The following is a 22299-nucleotide window of genomic DNA, read 5'->3' on the forward strand; positions in this document are numbered from 1 at the left end:
GACAGTCACCTTAATGATCTTCTTAAAGACACGTTTTTTTGGCTTTGGAAAATGACAATCATGCTTACGATGTTTATACATTCAAATTCGCCTCCATTTCTTTGAGATAGAATATACTATGGAAGCAGCGAACCATCGGTAACCAGCATATGACTATTTATGAATTTACTGGGCTAATTAATGATCTACCTCCAGCTTAATATCTGGATCATAATCCGCCACAATGAGAACATCCATATGACGTGCTTGACGGAGAATCCTTGGCACAACCGCAGACTTACCCCAACGGCTACTTCGGGAAGACTGCCCCACGATGAGCTGTGTACCTGAATATCCTTCCACCGGAGCAATCAAAATGTCGGCAATTTCGCGTCGGCTGGAAACAAGCCGTATCTCAAAGGTCCCCCCCAGTCGGTGGGTCAGCAACTTTAGTTGTTCCAGACGAGGGTTCAGTCTCTCAGGTATACGCTCACCGACATGAGCATAAGTCACAATCCACACAGCCTTCAGACGAAAGGCGATACGAAAACCACGGCGAATCAACCTTTCAGCATTTTCGCTTAGCGTCACGCCTACGAAGATCACTTCCTCCCTGCGCCACGGTCCCCGAAGTGATTCGTGTCGATCCCAGGATTCCAGCCGCTCATCTACGTCATCTGCCAATTCCCGCAAAGCAAGTTCACGCAGCGCAATCAGATTGCCCAGTTTAAAAAAGTGGCTAAGTGCCTGTTCCACCTTCGCATGATCGTATATTTTGCCTTCACGCATACGCTGCTGCAACGATTTAGGAGCCACATCAACAAGCTGTACCTCATCCGCCAGACGCATCATATGGTCGGGAACAGTCTCCCTCACTCGTATACCAGTAATCTGTTCCACCGCATCATTCAAGCTCTCCAGATGCTGTACATTCATTGTGGATATCACAGAAATACCTTGTTCCAAAATGGTCAGTACATCCTCATAACGTTTAGTTCTCAGACTTCCGGGAACATTGGTATGTGCTAGCTCATCAATAAGTACTACCTCGGGATTACGCCTGAGAATGGCTTCGGTGTCCATTTCTTCCAAGTGTGCGCCATGACGCTCAATGGACTGACGGGAAATCATCTCCAGAGAGCCTACTTGTGCCAGTGTTTCTGCTCTTCCATGCGTTTCCAGCAGTCCGATAACTACATCGATCCCGCTCTCCAGCAGATCATTCCCCTCTCTCAGCATCGTGTATGTTTTGCCGACCCCCGGAGCAGCGCCAATGTATACCTTGAGCTTGCCCCGCAGAATTTTGGCTGCCTCAGCCTGTGCTTCCTCAACGCTCAAACGATGATACGGATCATTATCTCCCTCCTCCTGTCTCATTGTTGGCAAGATCCGCTCACCCTCCTGCTCGGCCCGGTCCGCAATCAGTAGCAAATCCATATTTTTCATTCGTTTTAAAATCCCGTTCACCAGCGATCCTTTCATCAGCTCCTGCCACGGAGTCTGCCGAGAATGCCCCATAACAATTCGGGTAACATTGTGCGTCACCGCATAATGAATCAGTTGACGAGGCAACCTTCTGCGGGAAAAAAGCGGGATTTCTTCAAATGTTGATCCGATCTTGTCAGCCAACTGCTCAATCGAACGCTTGAAGGCTGCTGATTCCTTGGACAGCCTGCGCTTCGAGCTGACGAAGGAGACCACTAGCATATCTCCACCCAACCGCTTGGCGACCTGTTCTCCCCTACGTATATAAATAGACCCATTCCAATGATATTGAACAGGTACCAAAATACGCTCTGCCGCTCCTGACGCCCCGTGCAAGCCTAACTCCTCCCGGTGTCGTTCCAGCGAATCGTTCACATCCTCTGCTACCAATCGCAGGGCTAGCTCACGCAATTTACCCAGATTTCCCCGGTGAAACATCTCAGGATTGGGTGTATGCATGTAGCCTTTCGCCAGCCGTTCCAAAATCATCTCCGGGGTGGCATCAATCAGACGAATTTCATCCGCCAGTTCCAGTGTATCAACCGGAACCGTATATTCCGCTTCAAAGCCTGTTAGCTGATATACCCACTCCGTAATTCCTTCGAGTTCATATACATTAACCGTCGTAATGACGCTAATTCCCTGCTCCAGCAAATACCGAATATCCTCCAGCCGTGTTGGAAATGGGGCGTCTTTCCGGTTATGATGTGCCAAATGATCCACCAGTACCACCTCGGGATTTCGTGCCACCAAAGCTTCCACATTCAGATCCTTTTGCTCCTCACCATCTTTTATCCAATGAATACTAGGCACGCGCTCCAGCGTGCCGACCTGTTCGACGGTCACAGGCCGCTGCATGGTTGAGACCGCACAAATCACAACATCAATACCTTCATGCTGCAACGATTGTCCCTCCTGCAACATATGATACGTCTTGCCCGAGCCACTGACCGCACCCATGTAAATTTTGAGTCTGCCTCGATGCAGTTTGTTAATCGAATCCAGTATTTCCTCTGGTGATTTACGTTTGAAGCTCTCCACTTTCGTTCCTCCCCCAGCGTAACCGCTCATTCCGTTCATTCTTATATGGTTGTAATGAATGTACTCCCGTGTCCCAATCAATTCAAGATGATCAATCAAGCTTGCTCCAAAAAAAGCCGCGCAGGGCAGTATAAGCGCAAAAAAACGTGCATTCAGGTCTCTTATGCCTGAATACACGCTATTCTGGGTAACTCATATGGGATCACTTCCTACAATCACTTGCTATCTTCGCCAACGATCCCCCGTTGTTGAAATAACTTTTGCCATATCACACCGTGAGACGGGGAAAAGAGAAAAGCCAAAAGCAGCAACACACCCGATACACATAGCATACATGCCGCAATAGAAGCATCCAATACACTTGCTGTGTAAAAGCCTACGACCGAACTGATGGCTCCAAATCCGACGCTGTATACAATCATACGGGACAACTTCTCCGTCAGCAAATAAGCGGTAAGCGGCGGCACAACGAGCATCCCAACCACCAGAATTGCGCCCACGCTCTCAAATGATGCCACCGTCGTTAGCGAGACGAGGCTCATCAGCAGATAATGAAAAAAAACAACTGGAATGCCCAACGAAGCTGCTAATGCGGGATCAAAGGAAGTAATTTTAAATTGCTTAAAAAAGCCTCCTATTACGAGCAAATTGATCAAAAACATCGCGCCCGTAATCCACACAGCCCTCGGACCGACATCGAAGCCGGCAATCTCGAACGTATTCCACGGCACATAAGCAATTTCCCCATATAAAACGTGATCCATATCCAGATGGACATTGGAAGCAAACACGCTGACCAGCAAAACACCGATAGCAAACAATGTCGTAAACACCACGCCAATGGCAGCATCACTTTGCAGACCGCTTTGTTGGAATAGCTGAATCAGGTACACCGTTAGAAGACCCAGCACAGCCGCACCAAACATCATCCACACCGAATCCCTCGATCCGCTGATGAGAAAGGCAATGACAATCCCCGGCAATACCGCATGACTGATTGCATCACCGATCATAGCCATTTTTCGGAGCACGAGAAAGCACCCAACGATACTACATCCCCCTGCCACTAACATTCCCGTCAAAATTACATAAAATGAACTCATAGGGCACCCTCCTCCCTTGGCTGTGTTCCGACTGTCTGCTCCAGATTTTTTCTGGCGTTCAACCTAACGATAGCCTTGGAGATCATCCCGCGCTGCGGCGCAAAAATCAAGCTCATTCCAAACACCACAGTCGCACACAACACACATAACGGTCCTGTAGGCAGATTTTGCCCCAGAGAGCTAATGAGCGTCCCACCAAGGCCTGCTATAGCACCAAACAAGCCTGATAGGCATACCATGACACCCAGCTTCTCTGTCCAGTATCTTGCCGACACGGCCGGGGTAATCAGCAGGGCAGCCATCATAATGACTCCCACGGCCTGAATGCCAGCAACCACCGCAATGACAATCAATAGCATCAACAACTTATCCAGCAAACCTGCCGGATAACCAAGTCCGCGGGCAAAGCCGGGATCAAAGCTGAGCAACTTAAATTCCTTGAAAAATAATATACATATTCCGATGAGTACCACCGAAATTACTGCCATCGTATAGACATCAGACAATACCATTGCCGCAGCTTGACCAAATAGAAATTTATCCAATCCGCTTTGGTTGCCTGCGCCACTATGCTGAATTTCGGTCAACAACATAATGCCGAAGCCAAAAAATACCGACAGCACCGCTGCAATCGCGGAATCGCTTTTAATTCGTGAATACCGGGTTAACGCACTGATGGCAAAGGTCGCAACAATCCCTGCAATGGCGGCCCCAATCATAAATCCAAACACGGATTTTGTACCTGTGATCATAAAAGCCACACATACCCCCGGCAAAGCCGCATGTGCCAAAGCATCTCCCATGAGCGACTGCTTGCGCAAATACATAAAACTGCCAATCACTCCGCTGCTTAAACCGAGCAAAATACAGCCCAGCAAAATCCACTGCATATTCGGGTCGGTCAAAAGCGTTGCCAAGCTTGTCATACTGCTCACCTCACTCCGAGTATCGTACCGGAATCCGGGCTTGTTTTGAGTATACTCAGACGCCCGCCATACGTACGCTGCAGATTTTCCTCGGTAAAAATATCTGTCGTCTCTCCAAACGCCATAAGATGCCCGTTCAACAGCATAACCTGATCAAAATAATCCGTGACTGTAGATAAATCATGATGAACGACAAGTACGGTTTTACCCTGCTGTTTCAGATCGTTGAGCAGCGAAATAATGGCTTTTTCTGTTGCAGCGTCCACACCGACAAACGGTTCATCCATAAAATAAAGCTGAGCATCCTGCGCGAGTGCTCTGGCTAAAAAAACACGTTGTTGCTGACCGCCAGACAATTGACTAATCTGCCTGTCTGCATATTTACTCATTCCAACCTTGTCCAAACTCTCCATCGCAGCCTGACGATCTGCTGCACCCGGACGCTTAAACCAGCCCAATCTGCCATACCGTCCCATCATAACCACATCCAGCGCGTTCGTCGGAAAATCCCAATCCACCGACTCCCGCTGTGGTACATAGCCAACCTTGAGCAACTGTTGCTTATAGGGCTTGCCGTAGACCAGCACCTCGCCCCTAAGCTTTGGAATCAGTCCAAGCGCTGCCTTGATCAACGTAGATTTCCCAGCCCCGTTCGGGCCGATAATACCAATCAGCTTGCCTTCCGGCACCTCAAAGGAAACATCGAACAAAACGGGCTTTTTTTGATAAGCTACCGATAAATCACGAACGACAAGTGGTGAATGCCCCATGTATCTTTGCCTCCTTATTTAAGAGCTTTAACAATCGTATTAACGTTATGCTTGACCATTCCAATATATGTGCCATCTTCTGTGCCTTCTTCACCCATGGCATCCGAATACAGCTCGCCACCAACCATAATTGTATGACCTTGCTGAGCGGCCCCCTGAATAACCGCATCTATGGCCTTTCTCGGAACACTAGATTCTACGAATATAGCCTTGATTTTATGTTCGACCAGATAATCTCGCAGCTTGGTCACATCTTGAGAACCCGCTTCTGATTCTGTGCTCATACCTTGAAGTCCTCTCACTTGAATGTGGTAGGCATCTCCGAAATAGCCGAAAGCATCATGTGCCGTGACAAGCACTCGCTGGGCTTCCGGTATACTGGCAATCTGCTTTCTCGTATAATCATCCAGCTCTCGCAGCTCAGTAAGATAGGCTTCTGCGTTGGCCTTATATTCCTCCGCATGAACAGCGTCTAGCGCCGACAATTCATCTCTGACGGTTTCTACCGCAGACATCCAATTCTGTACGTTAAACCAGATATGCGGATCATGCTCAGATCCCATTTCCGGGCTACCTGCACGCAATTGATCCTGTGCGATGTTTTTGGACACGGGTATGACGGGTTTTTGCTTGCTGATCTTCTCCAAAATGTCCTGCATTTTTCCTTCCAGATGCAACCCGTTATAAAAAATAACATCGGCCTGATCCAGCTTGCGCATATCTCCCTGAGAAGCCTTGTACAAATGCGGGTCAACGCCTGACTTCATAATTCCCGTGACCTCCACATGATTACCGCCGACCTTGCCGACAATGTCAGAGATCATACCGATGGTAGCCGTAGCCTTTATTTTTTGTCCTGTTTCTCTCGCAGTTCCCTGCTCCTTCTTCTTAGCATCGGTACATGCAGTCGCTAAAACCAGAGCTAGAGACAATACTCCAACTGTCGTTACCCATCGCGGCAAAGCCTTCTTAAACTGCTTGTTCATGTTTTAAAATCCTCCTTTGAACTTCGTTTTGGGACAAACTATTTCCTTGATTCAATTATTTTTTATCAATACTATATTTTAGAGTATACACTAAAGTTTTTACCTAGGGAAACATTTTTAAAAAATATAATTCTTATGTATTTCGTTATACCGTTCGATTTTCGTTCTCCCAATGTGTAATATATAGAAGATATCCAATCGTTAAACCAAAGAATACATATAAAGAGGTGCAGGTCATGGAGCCAACAGGATACAGCCCTTATCGGAACAAACGTCGGCAAGTTCGGATACGAAAAATACTGCTTATTTTTATGCTGGTGTGCTGTCTGCTTGCCCTAACTTCCTGTGCTCGAGGTGACATCCATGTAGATGTTCATCTCGATCAAAGTGTAGATCTGGATGCAACGTTCAGTGTAAACAACCAGACACTGATGATGTTGGACAATCCCGGGCTGCTAGATCGATTAGTCAAGCGTATTCAAAGCAACAATGTAGATGTACAGCCGCTAGCTGAACAGGGAAGAAAGGGATATCAAATCAAGGGGCATTATCAAGGAGATTGGAGCACAAACAAAAAAAATCCCAGTCAGGGATTAAATCTACCTGAGGGATTAGAAATAAAGCGCGCTGTGAGCCAACATTTTTTCACAACGAATATTGATCTTACCATGAAGCTCGATCTACCACGGATGCTTCCTGAAGAAGCTCAAGGACTGAGTGACAAATTTGAGCAAATGAATGTGTTTGCGCGCAAATTACTGGAGCGGCAGCTGGATCTTAACTTCAGCCTATCCTTACCCATCCAACCTGCTACCAATAATGCGGACCGTGTGTCGGAAGACGGAAAAACACTGTATTGGGACATTGCTCCTTTGGAATCTAACGAGCTAAAATTGTCTGTTAACGTACCCAATGTACAACATATCGTGTATGTAGCTGTTACGAGCCTGATACTAATCGTGATCGCTGTGATCTTACTAATTCGTAGACATCGCTCCAAAAAAGAAACTTAAAAAAGCAACTAAAAAAATCGTTGTCTGATTTCTGGTGGGGGGATCTGACATTGATCCTCTTCATCCTTGCCAAACCAACGATATCGGTTACGCGCCACCCAGTTATAGACAGCGTTGCGCACAAAGCGGGGAACCAGGATGAACACATAGGCCAGCGGGTATGGAAAACGAAGACGTTTGGCAATTCGCAAAGCCGCGGTGGACCTTGTATAATACGTACCGTCTTCAATCAGCACGAACGTATCCAGCTGATCTGTAGATAGTCCTCCTGCACGTAATAGTTCTTGGCCTGCCTCAGATTGCAGGGAACCAAAATGAAATGTTCCCTTGGGGTCACGCTTGATAATAAAGCGGGCCGCTCCCTGACAAAAGTGGCATACCCCATCTACCAACACAATGGAATGATCTGAATGAGCATAATCTGACTGGTTCATAAATGCATTTCACCTCCATAGAAATCAACGGCATGAATACCAGCAACGCAACCATATGAATATAAACAAAAAAACGCCGAAAGTATCCGACGCTTGTTTAGAAATGTATAGTCTTTACCTGTTCGAAAACTAGCTCAATGCTTTTTCAAACAGCTGTTTCGTATTAATTTGCTCTAAAAACTCCTCATGGAACTTATCCATACACTTGCAGATAAAATCCTTATGGCATACCGGGCAAGGCGTCGTTAGCAGTCGACTAATATTCGTCAAGGTCCACTCCGGATTACGTTGAGAAAAAACGCGGCACTCCGTTCCATCGGCCAAACTCATTTTAAACTCATAAAGCCCTTCTTTTTCGTTGCTGCCAGCCAGCGTGAAATTAACAATATTCGGTCTGTAAGACATCATATCACCCGTATTTTTCAAATTTGTTTCGTACCTGATGACCAGAATCACCTAAGCCATCTTAATGAATTTTGGCGATGATGTCAAATGGTCGCAAATCTCAGCGAATCAAGATCTATGTGCAAAAGCCACCGATAAATCGGCGGCCAGAGTGTAAAAGTTATAGAAATGCAGTCAAATGACATTAAGCTCGACATCAATGTTACCGCGTGTTGCTTTGGAATACGGACAAAAATCATGTGCTTGGCGTGCCAGATCTTCGGCCTGAGCGCGTTCAATACCGGGTATTTTCACATCCAGACGTACCGCCAGCTGGAAGCCGCCATCGCGTGGGTCCTTGCCGATAGATACGTGGCTGGTGACCTCAACATTGTCCACCTTCACCTTAGCCTTTCGGGCCACATTAGCCAATGCGCTCTCATAGCAGGCACCATAGCCTGCCGCAAACAATTGCTCCGGATTCGTAGCTTCTCCACCTGCGCCACCCAGTTCCTTCGGCGTGCTGAGCTTATGCTTCAAAACTCCATCGGATGAAGCGACTGAACCGTCTCTTCCACCATGTACCGTTGCTGATGCTGTGTATAATGCTTCCATGATTTCATCTCTCCTTCTCTATATCATTTGTTTTCCGCAGGAATCTATCGTCATGTTAATACATGATTTCCTTCTCGTATGTACTTTAAACGAACTACACAAAATGAATCATTTGAAATAGGGTTGTTAACCTTACATTTATCGTTTAGTTCCACCTCACCTTGTTTACACTATATGTTATAAGCCCCTAACTTGATGGGCCGTCAACATATGTCTTGAAGGCTCACTCGCATCATTTTATTGTATCTGCACAGACTTCCATGACTGACAATCCTCTCGTACGCGAGATCGTAGGCTACTTGTTGGTGCGGGGTGGAGTCCATGTGATGGCCTATACCAAAGCGTTGGAAAAGCTTACAGGCGTAGAAATGACCAAAATGCTTCCGATTCCGTACTTGGAGACTAAAGCCTTTTCTGAAACGCGTAAAGTTCGAAGAAAAAGGATTGCACCGGACTATTTATCGTTTAATAACTACAAGGAAATTGATAAAATATGGAGCAGCGTTCACCCGGAAGATGGACAACAATTAAAAAAAATCCAAAACGACCAAGCTGCTCCCCTCAGAGCGATATAGCTTGGTTTTTTCTAGTGTTCGGCTTTATACGATGCCCATATTGCTTCAAAAATACGATTAACTTGCTTGACCACACAAAAGTTGCACTAGACAAAAACTATTGTAAGTGTACAATAGGGATAACACAATCGTTATGTCACTAATAATATATTTCAACATCAATAAAGAAGGTGAAGCGTATGAAAAATACAAAGGGTAACTTCGCGGAAATCGCTTCACTGTCGGAAGTGAATCGTTCCTTGAGCGTCCCGAAAGACGGAACCTGGTTTCGGAAGTTTCTTGCCTTTGCTGGACCCGGCTATATGGTCGCAGTCGGCTATATGGACCCCGGCAACTGGGCCACAGACATCGCTGGCGGATCGAAATTCGGCTACACGTTGCTTAGTGTCATTCTAATCTCCAACTTGATGGCCATCCTGCTGCAAGCCTTATCCGGCAAGCTTGGCATTGCCACAGGTAAAGATTTGGCTCAAATGTGCCGTGATGCCTACAGTCGTCCTGTCGCCATCGGCTTATGGCTCTTGTGCGAAATTGCCATTGCAGCCATGGATTTGGCCGAGGTCATCGGTTCAGCCATTGCGCTGAAGTTGTTGTTTGGTCTACCGTTACTATACGGAGTCATCATTACCGCATTTGACGTCATGCTTATTTTACTGCTGCAAAACAAAGGTTTTCGGGCATTGGAAACACTTGTCATTGTGCTGATGGCGACGATTGCCGGCTGTTTTGGGATTAATCTCATTTTGGCACAACCGGAATGGGGCGGCGTATTGGGCGGCTTTGTACCAGACTCGCAAATTTTGACGAATCCAAGCATGCTGTATATTGCCATCGGTATTATGGGCGCTACTGTAATGCCGCATAACCTGTATCTGCATTCTTCTATTGTACAAACTCGCAAATTTGAGCAGACTTCAGCAGGTAAACGGGAAGCTATTACATTTGCAACTTGGGATTCCAGTATAGCGCTGATGTTCGCTTTATTTATTAATGCCGCCATCTTGATCGTGGCAGCTGCTGTATTCCATACGGCAGGAAGAACAGATGTAGCCGAAATTAGTGATGCCTATTATCTGCTTTCGCCACTACTGGGAACCACGCTGGCAAGCATACTATTTGGGGTGGCGTTACTCGCCTCAGGTCAAAATTCAACCGTTACAGGCACTTTAGCCGGACAAATCGTGATGGAGGGCTTTTTGAATCTTCGTCTTTCACCTTGGTTGCGTCGTCTGGTGACCCGCCTCATCGCGATCATTCCAGCGGTTATCGTCACTGCTATCGCAGGTGAAAAAGGTGCGGAGGAACTACTTGTGCTGAGCCAGGTCATCCTGTCCATCCAGCTTCCCTTTGCCATCATTCCATTACTTCTCTTTACCAGCGACAAAAAGATTATGGGTGAATTCGCAAATAAAATGTGGCAAAAAGTATTAACCTGGATCGTGACCGCTGTCATTATCATCTTGAATGTAGTGCTCATCATCCAAACGATTTCAGGTTAATCGGTAGCCAAATATGAATATATTAAAAAGGTATCTCACTAGCCCCAATGGCAGCGAGATACCTTTTTTTATTCATCCTATTTTATTTGTCCTGTATACATAAAGAATACTCAACGCTTGGCAGGCTCTACCTTTATTTGCGCCTCAAGCGCGAGATTTAGCTTGAGCACGTTCACACGCGGCTCGCCGAATACCCCGGCGCTGCGGCCTTCTGTCTGCTCCTGCACCAGTGCTCTCAGTTGATCCTGCGGGATACCCGTCAAGCCACTAATGCGCGGAATTTGCACCCGTGCCGCCTGTGGCGAGATGTGCGGGTCCAGACCGGAGCCGGAGTTCGTAATCAGGTCCACCGGAACCTGACTGACGGGTACATCCGGGTTATGCTTCTGCCAATCCGCAATAGAGTCCTTGACTCGCTGTATCAAGGCCGGATTCGACGGCGCGTAGTTGCTTGAGCCTGAACCAGCCCCATTGTAATCAACGCTCGATACCCGACCTTGGAAAAACGCCGAATCGGCAAAGGACTGTCCAATCAGTTCGGAGCCGACCACCCGTCCCTCTGCGTCACGGAGCATACTGCCGTTTGCTTGCTGCGGAAACAGAACCTGCGCTACTCCTGTACTGACTAGCGGATATGCCAAACCACACAAGAGAATCATCAGCACCGATGTTCGCAAAGCCACTCCAATAACTGTACTTCCTCGCATCTCTTGTCTCTCCGGTTGTCCTTCCGACACTGGCCCGGTCCCTGTACGTTTGTTATGACCTTGCCCGCCAGATTCGGCTTTTTCGTGCGCAGCAAATCTGCGTCCAGACATCATCCGATAAAAACCACTCATGTCGTTCACCCTTTCTGCGCTAAATCCACAAATGCACCAGCAAATCAATGGCCTTAATACCGACAAACGGTACGACCATACCGCCCAGACCGTAAATCAGCAAATTCCGTCCCAGCAGGCGATCCGAGCTCATCGGCTTATACTTCACGCCCTTCATGGCCAGCGGAATCAGAAGCGGAATAATAACCGCGTTAAAGATCAGCGCCGACAAAATAGCGGACAGCGGGGAGCCAAGCCCCATGACGTTCAAAGCGCCCATTTGTGGAATGGCCAGCATGAACATCGCCGGGATGATGGCAAAATATTTGGCAACATCGTTCGCAATGCTGAACGTTGTCAATGCTCCGCGCGTCATAAGCAGCTGCTTGCCGATCGCGACCACCTCAATAATTTTGGACGGATCGGAATCCAGGTCCACCATATTAGCTGCTTCTTTGGCCGCGACTGTGCCGCTATTCATGGCCAGACCGACATCCGCTTGCGCCAGCGCAGGTGCATCATTGGTGCCGTCTCCGGTCATGGCAACCAGCTTACCCTGTTCCTGCTCACGGCGGATAACCGCGATTTTGTCCTCCGGCTTGCTCTCAGCTACAAAGTCGTCCACACCCGCTTCTCGTGCAATTGTAGCTGCTGTCAGCGGATTATCTCCGGTACACATAATCGTACGGATACCCATTTCCCGGAGCTGATCAAACCGTTCCTTCATGCCTGGCTTCACTGTATCTTTCAAATAAATAATGCCGTATATCTGATCATCCAGCGCGACTGCCAGCGGTGTACCTCCTTCAGAGGCTACCTGATTCGCTTTTTCCTCCAGATCGGCTGGAACACTGCCGTTTTGCGATACGATCCATTGCCGAACAGAATCCACCGCGCCCTTGCGTACCTTTCGTCCATCGGCCAGATCCAGACCACTCATCCGGGTCTCTGCCTTGAATTCGATAAAGGTTCCACCTGCAGCTAAGGATGCATCCAACGTATGCTCCTGTTTGCGCATCAACTCAAGAACCGAGCGACCCTCAGGCGTCTCATCCTTCATTGAGCTTATCGCTGCCCACTTCACTAACTCTGCCTTCTCCACGCCCTCTACAGGCACAAATTCGCTCGCCATCCGGTTCCCGAAGGTGATTGTGCCTGTTTTATCTAGAATCATCGTGTTGATATCCCCAGAAGCTTCTACCGCCTTGCCTGACATGGCCAGCACGTTAAACTGGGTGACCCGGTCCATACCGGCAATCCCGATAGCTGACAGCAGTCCTCCAATCGTGGTTGGAATCAGACAGACTAGCAACGAAATCAGCACAGGAACAGGCAAATCAATGTTAAAATGACGGGCAATCGGCGCTAGCGTAACCACTACAATTAGAAAAATAATCGTTAAGCTAATCAGCAAAGTGTTCAGTGCAATCTCATTCGGCGTTTTTTGCCGCTGTGCGCCTTCCACGAGCGAAATCATTTTATCAATAAATGTCTCGCCCGGCTCTGTCGTAATCCGCACCTTAATCCGGTCACTGACCACTCGCGTCCCGCCGGTTACCGAGCAAAAGTCACCACCCGATTCCTTGATGACCGGAGCCGATTCGCCCGTAATTGCAGATTCATCCACCGAAGCCAGACCTTCAATGACCTCACCATCGCTTGGGATCATTTCGCCCTGGGAGACAATAACCACGTCCCCCTTACGCAATTCGGTTGAGCTAACCACCTGAATGTCATTTCCGATGAGTTTGTTAGCTTGCGTATCCTGCTTGGATTTTTTTAAAGAGGCAGCTTGTGCCTTACCCCGCCCCTCCGCGAGCGCTTCGGCAAAATTAGCAAAAAGCAACGTAAACAACAGAATAACAAACACGGCCAGGTTAAAGCCCATTTCCTTGCCAGTTCCAAAATAACCGGGAAGCAGTAACATGAGCAGCACGACCAATGTACCGATCTCCACGACGAACATGACAGGATTTTTCATCATAATCATCGGATTTAATTTTATAAAGCTATCCTTGATCGCATGCTTCAAGATGCTTCTGTCCAGCATGTGTTTGCGTTGTTCCTTCATGATCAAACACCCCGTTCATCCATTCTCATTTTCTTCTTCACATGGTCAAAAATTCAGCAACAGGTCCCAATACGATGACGGGTAAAAAGGTCAACGCACCAATCAGCAGCACGACCCCGATCAGAATGGCTCCAAATAACTTGTTGTCCGTGCGCAGTGTCCCCGTCGTCACCGGAGTCGGTGCTTTGGCATTCAACGAAGCCGCCACAGCCAACAATGCAATCATAGATACATATCGTCCGAAGAACATAACCATCCCCGTTGTCATGTTCCAGAATACGTTGTTATCCGAAAGACCTTCAAATCCCGAACCGTTATTTGCGGCAGATGACGCATATTCATAGAGCACCTGAGTCAACCCGTGATAGCCAGGGTTAGTGACCGCATCGTATCCCCAATGACTCATAAACGCAAGTGCAGTTGGGGCGAGAATGAGAAACGGATGTACCAAAATGGCAATCGCGATCAGCTTCATTTCCTTGCCTTCAATTTTCCTCCCCATAAATTCCGGAGTTCTCCCGACCATCAGTCCGCATATAAACACACCCAGAATCGCATACATCAGCATATTCATCAGCCCGACACCCTTGCCGCCAAAAATGACGTTTAGCATCATTTCTCCCAAAGCAGCCATGCCACCCAGTGGGGTTAGTGTATCATGCATATTATTGACCGAACCTGTCGTTGCCGCTGTTGTGACCGCAGTGAATAAAGCCGATTGTCCAATGCCGAAACGAACCTCTTTCCCTTCCATGCTTCCCTGAGAAGCATCCACACCCAGTGTCTGGATTAACGGATTACCTGTCTTCTCAGACACATACGTAATGGATAGAAAAATAAGAAACAATACCATCATGGAGCTAAAAATAATCCAGCCCTGCTTACGATTACGGGCAAACAATCCAAAGGTATACGGCAACGAAGCCGGCATTACCCACATTGCCAAAATTTCCAGCACGTTCGTCCAAGGACTTGGATTTTCAAATGGATGCGCAGAGTTAGCTCCCGCATAACCACCCCCGTTTGTCCCCAAATGCTTGATGGACTCCAGAGAAGCAATGGGTCCCATAGAAATCTGCTGCTGTGTTCCGCTCAGCGTCGTAAGATCCGCCGTAGGCTGTAGCGTCTGGGGTACCTTCAATCCAACCAGCACCAGCGTAAGCACAAAGGCCAGCGGCAGGAAAATTCTTATGATGGCTTTAATAAAATCTTGAAAGAAATTGCCCATTCCTTCACCGCGCCGCGTCAATCCTCTCATAAAAGCCGCAGCAACCGCAAAACCGGAAGCAGCCGAAGTGAACATCATCATCGTGACGAACGCCATCTGTGTCAGATACGTAAGCCCGCTTTCTCCACTATAATGTTGGAGATTCGTATTCGTCATAAAGCTGATTACCGTATTAAAAGCTAGTGATGCTTCCATATTACTGTTTCCCGCCGGATTACCAGGAAGCATTCCCTGTAAACGCAACAGCAAGTAGCTGATCGCCACAAGCACGACATTCGTTGCAATGAAACTCATAACATACGTAGTCCAACGCATGCTCTCCAGCTTCTTCAATCCTACTATCTTATAAATCAGCTTTTCTGTTCCGCCAAAAATCCGATCCGTCCGATTGGGTTCATTCGAGAATACATGATACATATAGGTGCCCACTGGCTTTACCAAGAGCAGCAATATGACGATCACAATTCCAATTTGAAGCAGCTCCATCCTCTATTCCTCCTTCAAAATGCTCCTGCGTTTGGAACAACAGACCTGCTTCAGAGCACCAAACGTGTGCACACGTTTGCGGAAACCTGCTACCTATGATGCTAAATATTCAGATCTGTTGTTCCCGCCCGCTCTATCCCCTATAGCTGACTAGAACTTTTCAGGGTTCAGGAGCGCGTAGATTAAATACATAAACACAATAGCCGTAAGCCCAAGTATAACGATCATCCTCTTCGTCCTCCTTTAGAGGTCTGCGCATCACACCAGCGTACAAACAGCAGTATCACTCCATAACTCACAGCCATGACGAGCAGCATGTATATATCCATCATGTTCATACCCTCCGTATCGGTCCTCAGATCGCCATTCTTATTTCATCATAAAATCATAAAACAACTATGTTATAAGTGCTTATCCGTTCAGCAGAAAACCCACCTCTCCGTTCAATGTGTAGATCACATGGTCCGCTCCCAATCCTCGATAAATTCCTTGTGGATTACAGCCGTGCGTAATAACATAGATCGATTCCGATGTTAGCGGCCGACATATTTGCAGGAAACGGCAAGTCAGATTCAAGCTGTTCTCGAACAAATACACACTACCAATTTCTTTTTTTGGAAAATTACATTTTCCCGCTTGCATGGTATTGATGCGGACAATGTGCTCCACACCCATTTTTTTGAGCTGTCGTTCCTCCTGAGCGCTATTCGTCAGAACTGCAAACGCCAATTTTTTGAAAATAAGCAATTTCACAAAACTTCTGCCCGCTTCATTCGGTGCAGTGACAATAATTAACCGACCTTCCATCAGTAGCTCCTCTCCCGGTATAAAAAGACAACAAAAAGAAGCCGAAGGAAAAAGGCTTTCCTCCGGCTTCTTACATATCCATGATAAAATAAACCATGGCTGCACACGGCGGTTTGTTGCCTCTCCCTGTACGCTTACGAGGTTAGCTGTCGGATTCGGACGTGAGAGTCGCCCTATTTCTGGCACTTGACCGGAAAATTCACCCCATGAGACACACGGCAAGCCGTACAGTCTCGATTGGTTCCCCCGCTTTTGCAACTGCAAAATTCAGCGCTATAGACATTTCGTTGTTGCTTCATTCAAGTTAATTTGAAATTACGTCTTGAATCATACACCCGCGCATGGAAGACTGTAAAGCTCAACTGCGGGGTTATAAATCGGCCTTTAGAGCATAGAAGATTAATAATAACGCTTACAACGCAACTATGCTTCTCACAGCTCACTCAATCTCTGTTTTTCATCCCTTTTCGAAAATGACAAGCATGTCAATATTGGCGTAGGGTAGAGCGTTTTTGGCCTTTTTTTGTAAAAAGAGAAGAAAATACGCTATATGTACCAGCTAAACACCGATTGAACCCACTTTTATAAGAAGAAACACCTTAATTCGCTCCATTTGCAGTGCGATTTACTGTTTTGAACAAAATACGATTTTACAGCGGCTAAAGGCTTAATACAGCTTTTCCAGACTTGCAACCTTACTTTGAATTGCTTACAATTTAATTGCTGAATATTGAATAAGGAGAGATACTATGACCGTTTATGAATATGATGCGCAAACCCTGCAAGGGAAACCAATTCCGTTATCCACATATAAAGGGAATGTTCTGCTTATTGTGAACACAGCCAGCAAATGCGGGTTAACCCCCCAATACAAAGCGTTACAAGAGCTATATGACCAGTACCATGAACTGGGGCTCGAAATTTTAGGATTTCCCAGCAACCAATTCGCCAAACAAGAGCCAGGTTCCAGCGAGGAGATTTCCGAGTTTTGCCAGATCAATTATGGTGTTACCTTTCCGATGTTCGCCAAGACAGATGTCAATGGCGATCAAGCGCACCCCTTATTTCGCTACCTGACCCAAACAGCTCCGGGGGTATTAGGGTCCAAAGCGATCAAATGGAATTTTACTAAATTCTTAATTACACGAGAAGGTAACGTATTTAAGCGCTATGCACCGCAAACCACTCCAGATAAGCTGGCGGGAGATATAGAGAAGCTTTTGCAGCAAAACTGATATTCTTCTTTATCACAGTTATTAAAACAAAAAAAGCATCCCTTCACGTAAACCGTGTCAGGATGCTTTTTCAACTAGGTCTTGCATATAATGCGGTCGAGAGGACTCGAACCTCCACGGGCGTACGCCCACTACCCCCTCAAGATAGCGTGTCTGCCATTCCACCACGACCGCAAATCATAATGTATTGAGGCAACAGATTTATTATACTCTCTCATCAACTATTTGTAAACACAAATATAATAATTATTTTATATGTTATTTTATCTAACATATATGAGCAATAATAATATTTAATTTGACAAAAAGGCTACCAAAATGTAAATATATATTACATACATTTCGAATTTTTTCGTTATCCCTAAGTAAAGAGTAAAATAATATAACATAAGGATTCACTTCGAGGAGGCGAACCGCCCTGCATAAAGGCAACCGTTTGCTGAACTATGCATTATTGTTGGACCCTTCCCTACCTGTTGGTGGCTTCACCCGTTTTAACGGACTGGAGAAACTATTCCGCAACGGACATTTGAACAGTCTACAAGACCTGGAACATTACATGCTGGATGATTTGTATCCTCAATTTACAACCGTTGACGGCATGGCTATCAAAAGTCTGTATGTCGCCATCCAGCAGAATGACGGTTGGCGAATCGCTCTCATTGATAAGATGCTGCATACCCAACGTCCCTCATTGCAGCATGTGAAGGAGTTGCGTCTATCCGGTCAGCGTCTACTTAAGCTCGCTAAGGCTCTTTATCCTTGGCTTGAATTTGACCAGTTGGAATCTATACTCATTCAATACAATGCAATTGGCACACTCGCTACCGTTCACACCTGGATTAACTTCCTCCTCGGAAACGATGTAGAACAGACCATTCACGGCTATCTTGGCGCAGCGGTGTCCTTCTGTGTGGAAGATGCCTTCAAACTACTCAATCCTCCCTATGAGGAAAAGAACCCTTTTATGGAGCGTATGACCAGCGAGCTGCTCTCCGCATGGAAGAAGCTTAACGAACCTGAGCCAACCGCATTTCAGCGTCGCCTTCTTCACAGACATTGGTGCAACTCCTACATCACTCTACCGCTTTATATGAGCCATAATAGCCAATTGGATGAGCCTAGACTGTTTTCCTCCTCAGGTCTATTCAAACGCCTTCCAGCATCCCCCTGATGCGTCGTTTCGCTAATGTGGCAGCAACACCAAAAACACTCTGTCCCTTTCCTCAGGTGGCAGAGTGTTTTTTATCCACATATAATCGAAATTCACACTATGAGTAGACTCTAGACGGGTTATCAGAACCACCTAGCACTTAATTAAGTAATTAATTCAACAAAATAACGTATTTACGATTGTAAAAACACGTATAAAAGTGTATCATAGTTTCAGATGGTTAATTCTAACATGTTTACTGATGATTATTATAACACACCAATTATTCCGCAAGAATCCGTAAGGGGCGATTTCTCTTGAACAACAAAATACCTGTCACCTCCTTCGGGTGGGCCATCAAACAACGGCTTGTCGAACTTCGACTGGATCAGAAAACATTTTGTGAGACACACAATATTCCGCCTTCACGCTTGTCCAATCTGATTCACGGCACCCGCAAAGCACAAAGGTACAGAAAACAAGTTGCTGCAATTCTGAACATCGACGATAACGATTATAAGGAGGCACCGCCACTCTAAATCCAACAAGCATTCCAGTTACATATAGGTCATTCCATATCACCAAGAAACCAAATAAACCCGTAAAGCGAACCCCTCCAGTTCGTTTACGGGTTTTCAACCCAGACGATCTTTAGCTAAAAAATTATTCAGGCTTTGTTTTATCCTTCTCACTTTTTTGCTTACGGTATTTCGCAAATTCAACATATTCTAAAATAAAATTCTGTTCTTCCGTCTCAAGATCTTCTGCCTGGCAATTGAGTGGCCCCATCACTCCAAAAAAATAAGCAGCCTTCTGCTCCTGAAGTACGCCTTCTCCTGGCTTAATCCCTTTCATTAACCAATCAAGCGATACATTAAAAAAGTCCGAAATCTGAATCAAATGGGCGGTACCCGGCGTTGTTTTACCTCTTCTCCAATCACCGAGATTCCCTGAACTGATTTTAAGTTTTTCGCAAAATGCCTTCTTGGTCATTCCGCGATCCTTAATCAAAGCTTCAATCCGCTGATAAATAGTTTGATCTCCCAAAATGTTTCCCCTCCGACACAGTAACTTTTTCTGAAATAATTTTCATTTTTCAGCCTTACTCATTAGTAATCCTCATCAAATCCTAAGCAACCATTACCCCATAGTAGAATTGCGCTGGTTTTTCTCTTTACGAAAGCGGGTAAATTCAATATACTCAAGTATAAAATTTCTTTCCGCCTCACTAAGCGGTTCCCCCTGGCAATTCAGTTGCCCTGAAGCGTCAAAAAAATAAGGGTCTTGCGACTCCTTCAGCACCTCACCCTGTACATCTCGACCCAGCATAATCCAATCCAGACTGGCATCAAAAAACGAAGCGATTTCAATGAGTTTATTCGTGCCCGGCGTCGTTTTTCCTCTTTTCCAATCCCCGAAGTTCCCTGTACTAATGCCTAACTGCTGGCAGAACGCCTTTTTCGTCATTCCCCGTTCCTTGATGAGTTCCTCAATGCGATGGTAAATAGATTGCATAGAAGTTCCTTCCTCCCTAGCAGGCTCTCAAATAACGATATCATGTTCTCTGTTCCCATTTCAAAGATCACCTATGCTAAAATTACCGAATTATGTATGTTGGTTTCCATTATACCACAACACGCAACAAAAACCGCCTGTTTTCCGAAGAAAGGGCGGTCTTTAAGCCAGTTCACTTACGCCAATCACGTAGCAGAGTTGTCGATTTTAAGTAAGATATGCTTCAATTCATTCAAAGTTTCACTCAGATGCAATAAATCTTCTTCTGGCAGATACACCAGTCTTTCTTGAATTTTATTGGAGAAGGTATGAAATACCTGTTCACAAAAAGCATCGCCTTCCTGTGTAATCGCCACATTCACGACTCTGCGATCCGAATCACACGACTGGCGGTCAGCCAACCCATGCTCCACCAGTTTGTCCAGAAGAGGAGTCATGTTCGGACGTGAGACATTGAGCTGTTTGGATAAATCAGATACCGTAGACAAGCGCACCTCACGCAGAAGCAGTAATACCTGAAAGTTATTAGGCGACAAGTGTAATGGGAAATCGAGCGGACCGTAGGTGAAAAATTTCTTCTTCACAATCGGAAACAAGCCCAAAATATTTTCTGATATATTTCCTAACAGTTGAGTGTCCATATTTTTCACCGTCACTTCATAAGTTTATACTTATCATTCTATAACATTATGGCATTATATTATACTATGGAATCATTATTTCATCATAATCATTACTTTATTACATCACTACACAAATAAAAAAAGCCTCTACCGCGAGAGACTTTTCCGTTTATTCCATTGATGCGGTCGAGAGGACTCGAACCTCCACGAGCGTACGCTCACTACCCCCTCAAGATAGCGTGTCTGCCATTCCACCACGACCGCATAACAAAATATAAATGGTGAGCCATGAAGGACTCGAACCTTCGACACCCTGATTAAAAGTCAGGTGCTCTACCAACTGAGCTAATGGCTCATGCTGTTCATCCAAGCTGTCCGCCATTAGACCAGACCTCAGGAATTTCCCTTAAGCATGCAACATGTAGTCTATAAAGACAACAATGACCCGTAGGGGATTCGAACCCCTGTTACCTCCGTGAAAGGGAGGTGTCTTAACCCCTTGACCAACGGGCCTTATTATTATGCGCCAACTTGGCGACAAGAAAGAGTATATCAAATAGAATAACGAATGGCAATACTTATTTCTAAAATTTTTAAAAAAGCAGTTTTTATAAGTACAAAATGCGTATTTACTTACAATACCTTATCTCAAATCACTAAAATCCTGAAAACAGCGATAAATGATTGCAATATCACTTACATTTACTTATAATCACTTACAAGATACCGAAATAATTATATATCAGAGGAGCTTTTTATGTATCAGGAAGAACGAATGTTAAAAATCGTTGATTACTTACAGCTTCATAAGCGTATTTCGGTGGATGATATTTGTGAATTTTTCAATGTTTCACGAGATACGGCGCGTCGAGACCTCGTAAAACTTGAAGAACATCAAAAAATTATTCGCACCCGCGGCGGTGCTCTTCTCCCTACACTGCATCACGATCCAATTGGAAATTATAACGAAAGACTACTTACTGTATCCGAGGAGAAACAAGTGATCGGACAGCTGGCTGCCAGCATGGTACGAAATAAGGATCGTATTATATTGGATTCCTCTACCACCGTACAGGCGTGTGCAGAAAGACTGAATGTGCAGGAATGTTCGGTCATCACCAATTCAATTAATCAGGCTGACGTGCTATCTGGAAAAGACGGTGTCTCCATACATCTGTTGGGAGGCCGCCTGCAAAAAGAACACCGATATGTATATGGTTCCTCCGTGATCGCCACTTTGTCTCACTATTTTGTAGACAAAGCCTTTATCGGGATTGGCGGTATATCTACCCACGGACTAAGCCTGATTCATGAAGAAGACGGTATGCTGAAGCATCAGATGATGAAGCAGGCAGATCAGGTGATCATCCTTGCGGACCATTCGAAATTCGGAATCAATTTTCCATATCGTTTTGCCGATCTGTCTGAAGTTAATATCGTGATCACCGACAGATTGCCAGAACCAGCGATGCTGGAAATTTTGCAACATTATGATGTTGAAGTTGTTGTACCCTCATAAAATATGAAACTGCTTAGCTAGAACTCAAGATTTA

23 protein-coding genes, 4 tRNA genes and 1 riboswitch are annotated in these 22299 nt (G+C 45.9%); of the genes, 7 read left to right on the plus strand and 20 right to left on the minus strand.

Annotation, left to right across the window (positions count from 1 at the left end; all coding sequences use genetic code 11):
* Positions 1-177: 177 nt before the first annotated feature.
* From NLX73_RS14320 to NLX73_RS14340, 5 genes are all read right to left on the minus strand, one after another.
* A complete protein-coding gene (locus NLX73_RS14320; protein ID WP_254326652.1) occupies positions 178-2505 on the minus strand; it encodes a histidine kinase in 2328 nt (775 codons plus the stop codon).
* 215 nt (positions 2506-2720) lie between these two features.
* Positions 2721-3608 carry a metal ABC transporter permease gene (locus NLX73_RS14325; RefSeq protein WP_254326499.1) on the minus strand — a complete coding sequence of 296 codons (888 nt, stop codon included), beginning with the start codon at positions 3606-3608 and terminating at the stop codon, positions 2721-2723.
* Positions 3605-4534 (minus strand): metal ABC transporter permease, encoded by a 930-nt coding sequence (locus NLX73_RS14330; RefSeq protein ID WP_254326500.1) that lies wholly within the window; start codon positions 4532-4534, stop codon positions 3605-3607. The genes NLX73_RS14325 and NLX73_RS14330 overlap by 4 nt, the downstream gene beginning before the upstream one ends.
* 5 nt (positions 4535-4539) lie before the next feature.
* The gene (locus tag NLX73_RS14335) at positions 4540-5304 is read right to left on the minus strand and encodes a metal ABC transporter ATP-binding protein (RefSeq protein WP_061829566.1); all 765 of its coding nucleotides are present in this window, start codon (positions 5302-5304) and stop codon (positions 4540-4542) included.
* A 14-nt stretch (positions 5305-5318) separates the two neighbouring features.
* On the minus strand, positions 5319-6290 hold the full coding sequence (locus tag NLX73_RS14340) for a metal ABC transporter solute-binding protein, Zn/Mn family (RefSeq protein ID WP_254326501.1): 972 nt from the start codon (positions 6288-6290) through the stop codon (positions 5319-5321).
* Between the two features lie 236 nt (positions 6291-6526).
* Here NLX73_RS14340 and NLX73_RS14345 point away from each other — a divergent pair, with 236 nt between their 5' ends.
* On the plus strand, positions 6527-7303 hold the full coding sequence (locus tag NLX73_RS14345) for a DUF3153 domain-containing protein (RefSeq protein ID WP_254326502.1): 777 nt from the start codon (positions 6527-6529) through the stop codon (positions 7301-7303).
* An 8-nt stretch (positions 7304-7311) separates the two neighbouring features.
* Here the strand turns inward: NLX73_RS14345 and NLX73_RS14350 are convergent, their stop codons facing one another.
* From NLX73_RS14350 to NLX73_RS14360, 3 genes are all read right to left on the minus strand, one after another.
* Positions 7312-7737: a thiol-disulfide oxidoreductase DCC family protein gene (locus NLX73_RS14350; protein WP_254326503.1), complete on the minus strand. Its 426-nt coding sequence runs from the start codon at positions 7735-7737 to the stop codon at positions 7312-7314.
* A 129-nt stretch (positions 7738-7866) separates the two neighbouring features.
* Positions 7867-8193 carry a hypothetical protein gene (locus tag NLX73_RS14355; protein WP_025722703.1) on the minus strand — a complete coding sequence of 109 codons (327 nt, stop codon included), beginning with the start codon at positions 8191-8193 and terminating at the stop codon, positions 7867-7869.
* 123 nt (positions 8194-8316) lie between these two features.
* The gene (locus NLX73_RS14360; protein WP_061829570.1) at positions 8317-8736 is read right to left on the minus strand and encodes an organic hydroperoxide resistance protein; all 420 of its coding nucleotides are present in this window, start codon (positions 8734-8736) and stop codon (positions 8317-8319) included.
* 260 nt (positions 8737-8996) lie between these two features.
* On the opposite strand from NLX73_RS14360, the gene NLX73_RS14365 reads away from it, so the two are divergent.
* Positions 8997-9311: a manganese catalase family protein gene (locus NLX73_RS14365; protein ID WP_254326504.1), complete on the plus strand. Its 315-nt coding sequence runs from the start codon at positions 8997-8999 to the stop codon at positions 9309-9311.
* A gap of 179 nt (positions 9312-9490) precedes the next feature.
* The gene (locus NLX73_RS14370) at positions 9491-10810 is read left to right on the plus strand and encodes an Nramp family divalent metal transporter (RefSeq protein WP_061829572.1); all 1320 of its coding nucleotides are present in this window, start codon (positions 9491-9493) and stop codon (positions 10808-10810) included.
* A gap of 110 nt (positions 10811-10920) precedes the next feature.
* On the opposite strand, the gene kdpC is transcribed toward NLX73_RS14370, so the two are convergent.
* The 5 genes from kdpC to NLX73_RS14390 form a co-directional block, all read right to left on the minus strand.
* The gene (kdpC, locus tag NLX73_RS14375) at positions 10921-11649 is read right to left on the minus strand and encodes a potassium-transporting ATPase subunit KdpC (RefSeq protein WP_254326505.1); all 729 of its coding nucleotides are present in this window, start codon (positions 11647-11649) and stop codon (positions 10921-10923) included.
* Positions 11650-11668: 19 nt separating this feature from the next.
* Positions 11669-13699, minus strand: a complete 2031-nt coding sequence (gene kdpB, locus NLX73_RS14380) for a potassium-transporting ATPase subunit KdpB (protein ID WP_061829628.1) — start codon at positions 13697-13699, stop codon at positions 11669-11671.
* 37 nt (positions 13700-13736) lie between these two features.
* Entirely contained in the window at positions 13737-15413 is a 1677-nt protein-coding gene (kdpA, locus tag NLX73_RS14385) for a potassium-transporting ATPase subunit KdpA (protein ID WP_165176322.1), read from the minus strand.
* A 150-nt stretch (positions 15414-15563) separates the two neighbouring features.
* A complete protein-coding gene (locus NLX73_RS25150) occupies positions 15564-15641 on the minus strand; it encodes a potassium-transporting ATPase subunit F (protein ID WP_071559652.1) in 78 nt (25 codons plus the stop codon).
* A gap of 183 nt (positions 15642-15824) precedes the next feature.
* Positions 15825-16220: a hypothetical protein gene (locus NLX73_RS14390; protein WP_250267767.1), complete on the minus strand. Its 396-nt coding sequence runs from the start codon at positions 16218-16220 to the stop codon at positions 15825-15827.
* 115 nt (positions 16221-16335) lie between these two features.
* Positions 16336-16503: riboswitch (cyclic di-AMP (ydaO/yuaA leader) on the minus strand.
* Positions 16504-16969: 466 nt separating this feature from the next.
* Here NLX73_RS14390 and NLX73_RS14395 point away from each other — a divergent pair.
* Positions 16970-17455, plus strand: a complete 486-nt coding sequence (locus NLX73_RS14395; protein ID WP_235307732.1) for a glutathione peroxidase — start codon at positions 16970-16972, stop codon at positions 17453-17455.
* A 91-nt stretch (positions 17456-17546) separates the two neighbouring features.
* Here NLX73_RS14395 and NLX73_RS14400 read toward each other — a convergent pair.
* A tRNA-Leu gene (locus NLX73_RS14400) sits at positions 17547-17629 on the minus strand.
* 262 nt (positions 17630-17891) lie between these two features.
* On the opposite strand from NLX73_RS14400, the gene NLX73_RS14405 reads away from it, so the two are divergent.
* Together NLX73_RS14405 and NLX73_RS14410 are read left to right on the plus strand one after the other, a co-directional pair.
* A complete protein-coding gene (locus NLX73_RS14405) occupies positions 17892-18629 on the plus strand; it encodes an urease accessory protein UreF (protein ID WP_254326506.1) in 738 nt (245 codons plus the stop codon).
* Between the two features lie 296 nt (positions 18630-18925).
* Positions 18926-19147 (plus strand): XRE family transcriptional regulator, encoded by a 222-nt coding sequence (locus NLX73_RS14410; protein WP_254326507.1) that lies wholly within the window; start codon positions 18926-18928, stop codon positions 19145-19147.
* 124 nt (positions 19148-19271) lie between these two features.
* Here the strand turns inward: NLX73_RS14410 and NLX73_RS14415 are convergent, their stop codons facing one another.
* The 6 genes from NLX73_RS14415 to NLX73_RS14440 form a co-directional block, all read right to left on the minus strand.
* Positions 19272-19655, minus strand: a complete 384-nt coding sequence (locus NLX73_RS14415; protein WP_069291379.1) for a helix-turn-helix domain-containing protein — start codon at positions 19653-19655, stop codon at positions 19272-19274.
* A 93-nt stretch (positions 19656-19748) separates the two neighbouring features.
* Positions 19749-20123: a helix-turn-helix domain-containing protein gene (locus tag NLX73_RS14420; protein WP_025722343.1), complete on the minus strand. Its 375-nt coding sequence runs from the start codon at positions 20121-20123 to the stop codon at positions 19749-19751.
* Between the two features lie 185 nt (positions 20124-20308).
* Positions 20309-20764 (minus strand): MarR family winged helix-turn-helix transcriptional regulator, encoded by a 456-nt coding sequence (locus NLX73_RS14425; protein WP_103048855.1) that lies wholly within the window; start codon positions 20762-20764, stop codon positions 20309-20311.
* A 163-nt stretch (positions 20765-20927) separates the two neighbouring features.
* Positions 20928-21010: transfer RNA gene (locus NLX73_RS14430), tRNA-Leu, on the minus strand.
* A 15-nt stretch (positions 21011-21025) separates the two neighbouring features.
* Positions 21026-21101 (minus strand) — tRNA-Lys (locus NLX73_RS14435).
* A gap of 86 nt (positions 21102-21187) precedes the next feature.
* Positions 21188-21259 (minus strand) — tRNA-Glu (locus NLX73_RS14440).
* 244 nt (positions 21260-21503) lie between these two features.
* On the opposite strand from NLX73_RS14440, the gene NLX73_RS14445 reads away from it, so the two are divergent.
* On the plus strand, positions 21504-22265 hold the full coding sequence (locus tag NLX73_RS14445; protein ID WP_254326508.1) for a DeoR/GlpR family DNA-binding transcription regulator: 762 nt from the start codon (positions 21504-21506) through the stop codon (positions 22263-22265).
* The last annotated feature ends 34 nt before the right edge of the window (positions 22266-22299 follow it).

It is taken from the genome of Paenibacillus sp. CH40 (assembly GCF_024213605.1).
Classification (GTDB): Bacteria; Bacillota; Bacilli; order Paenibacillales; family Paenibacillaceae; genus Paenibacillus; species Paenibacillus polymyxa_B.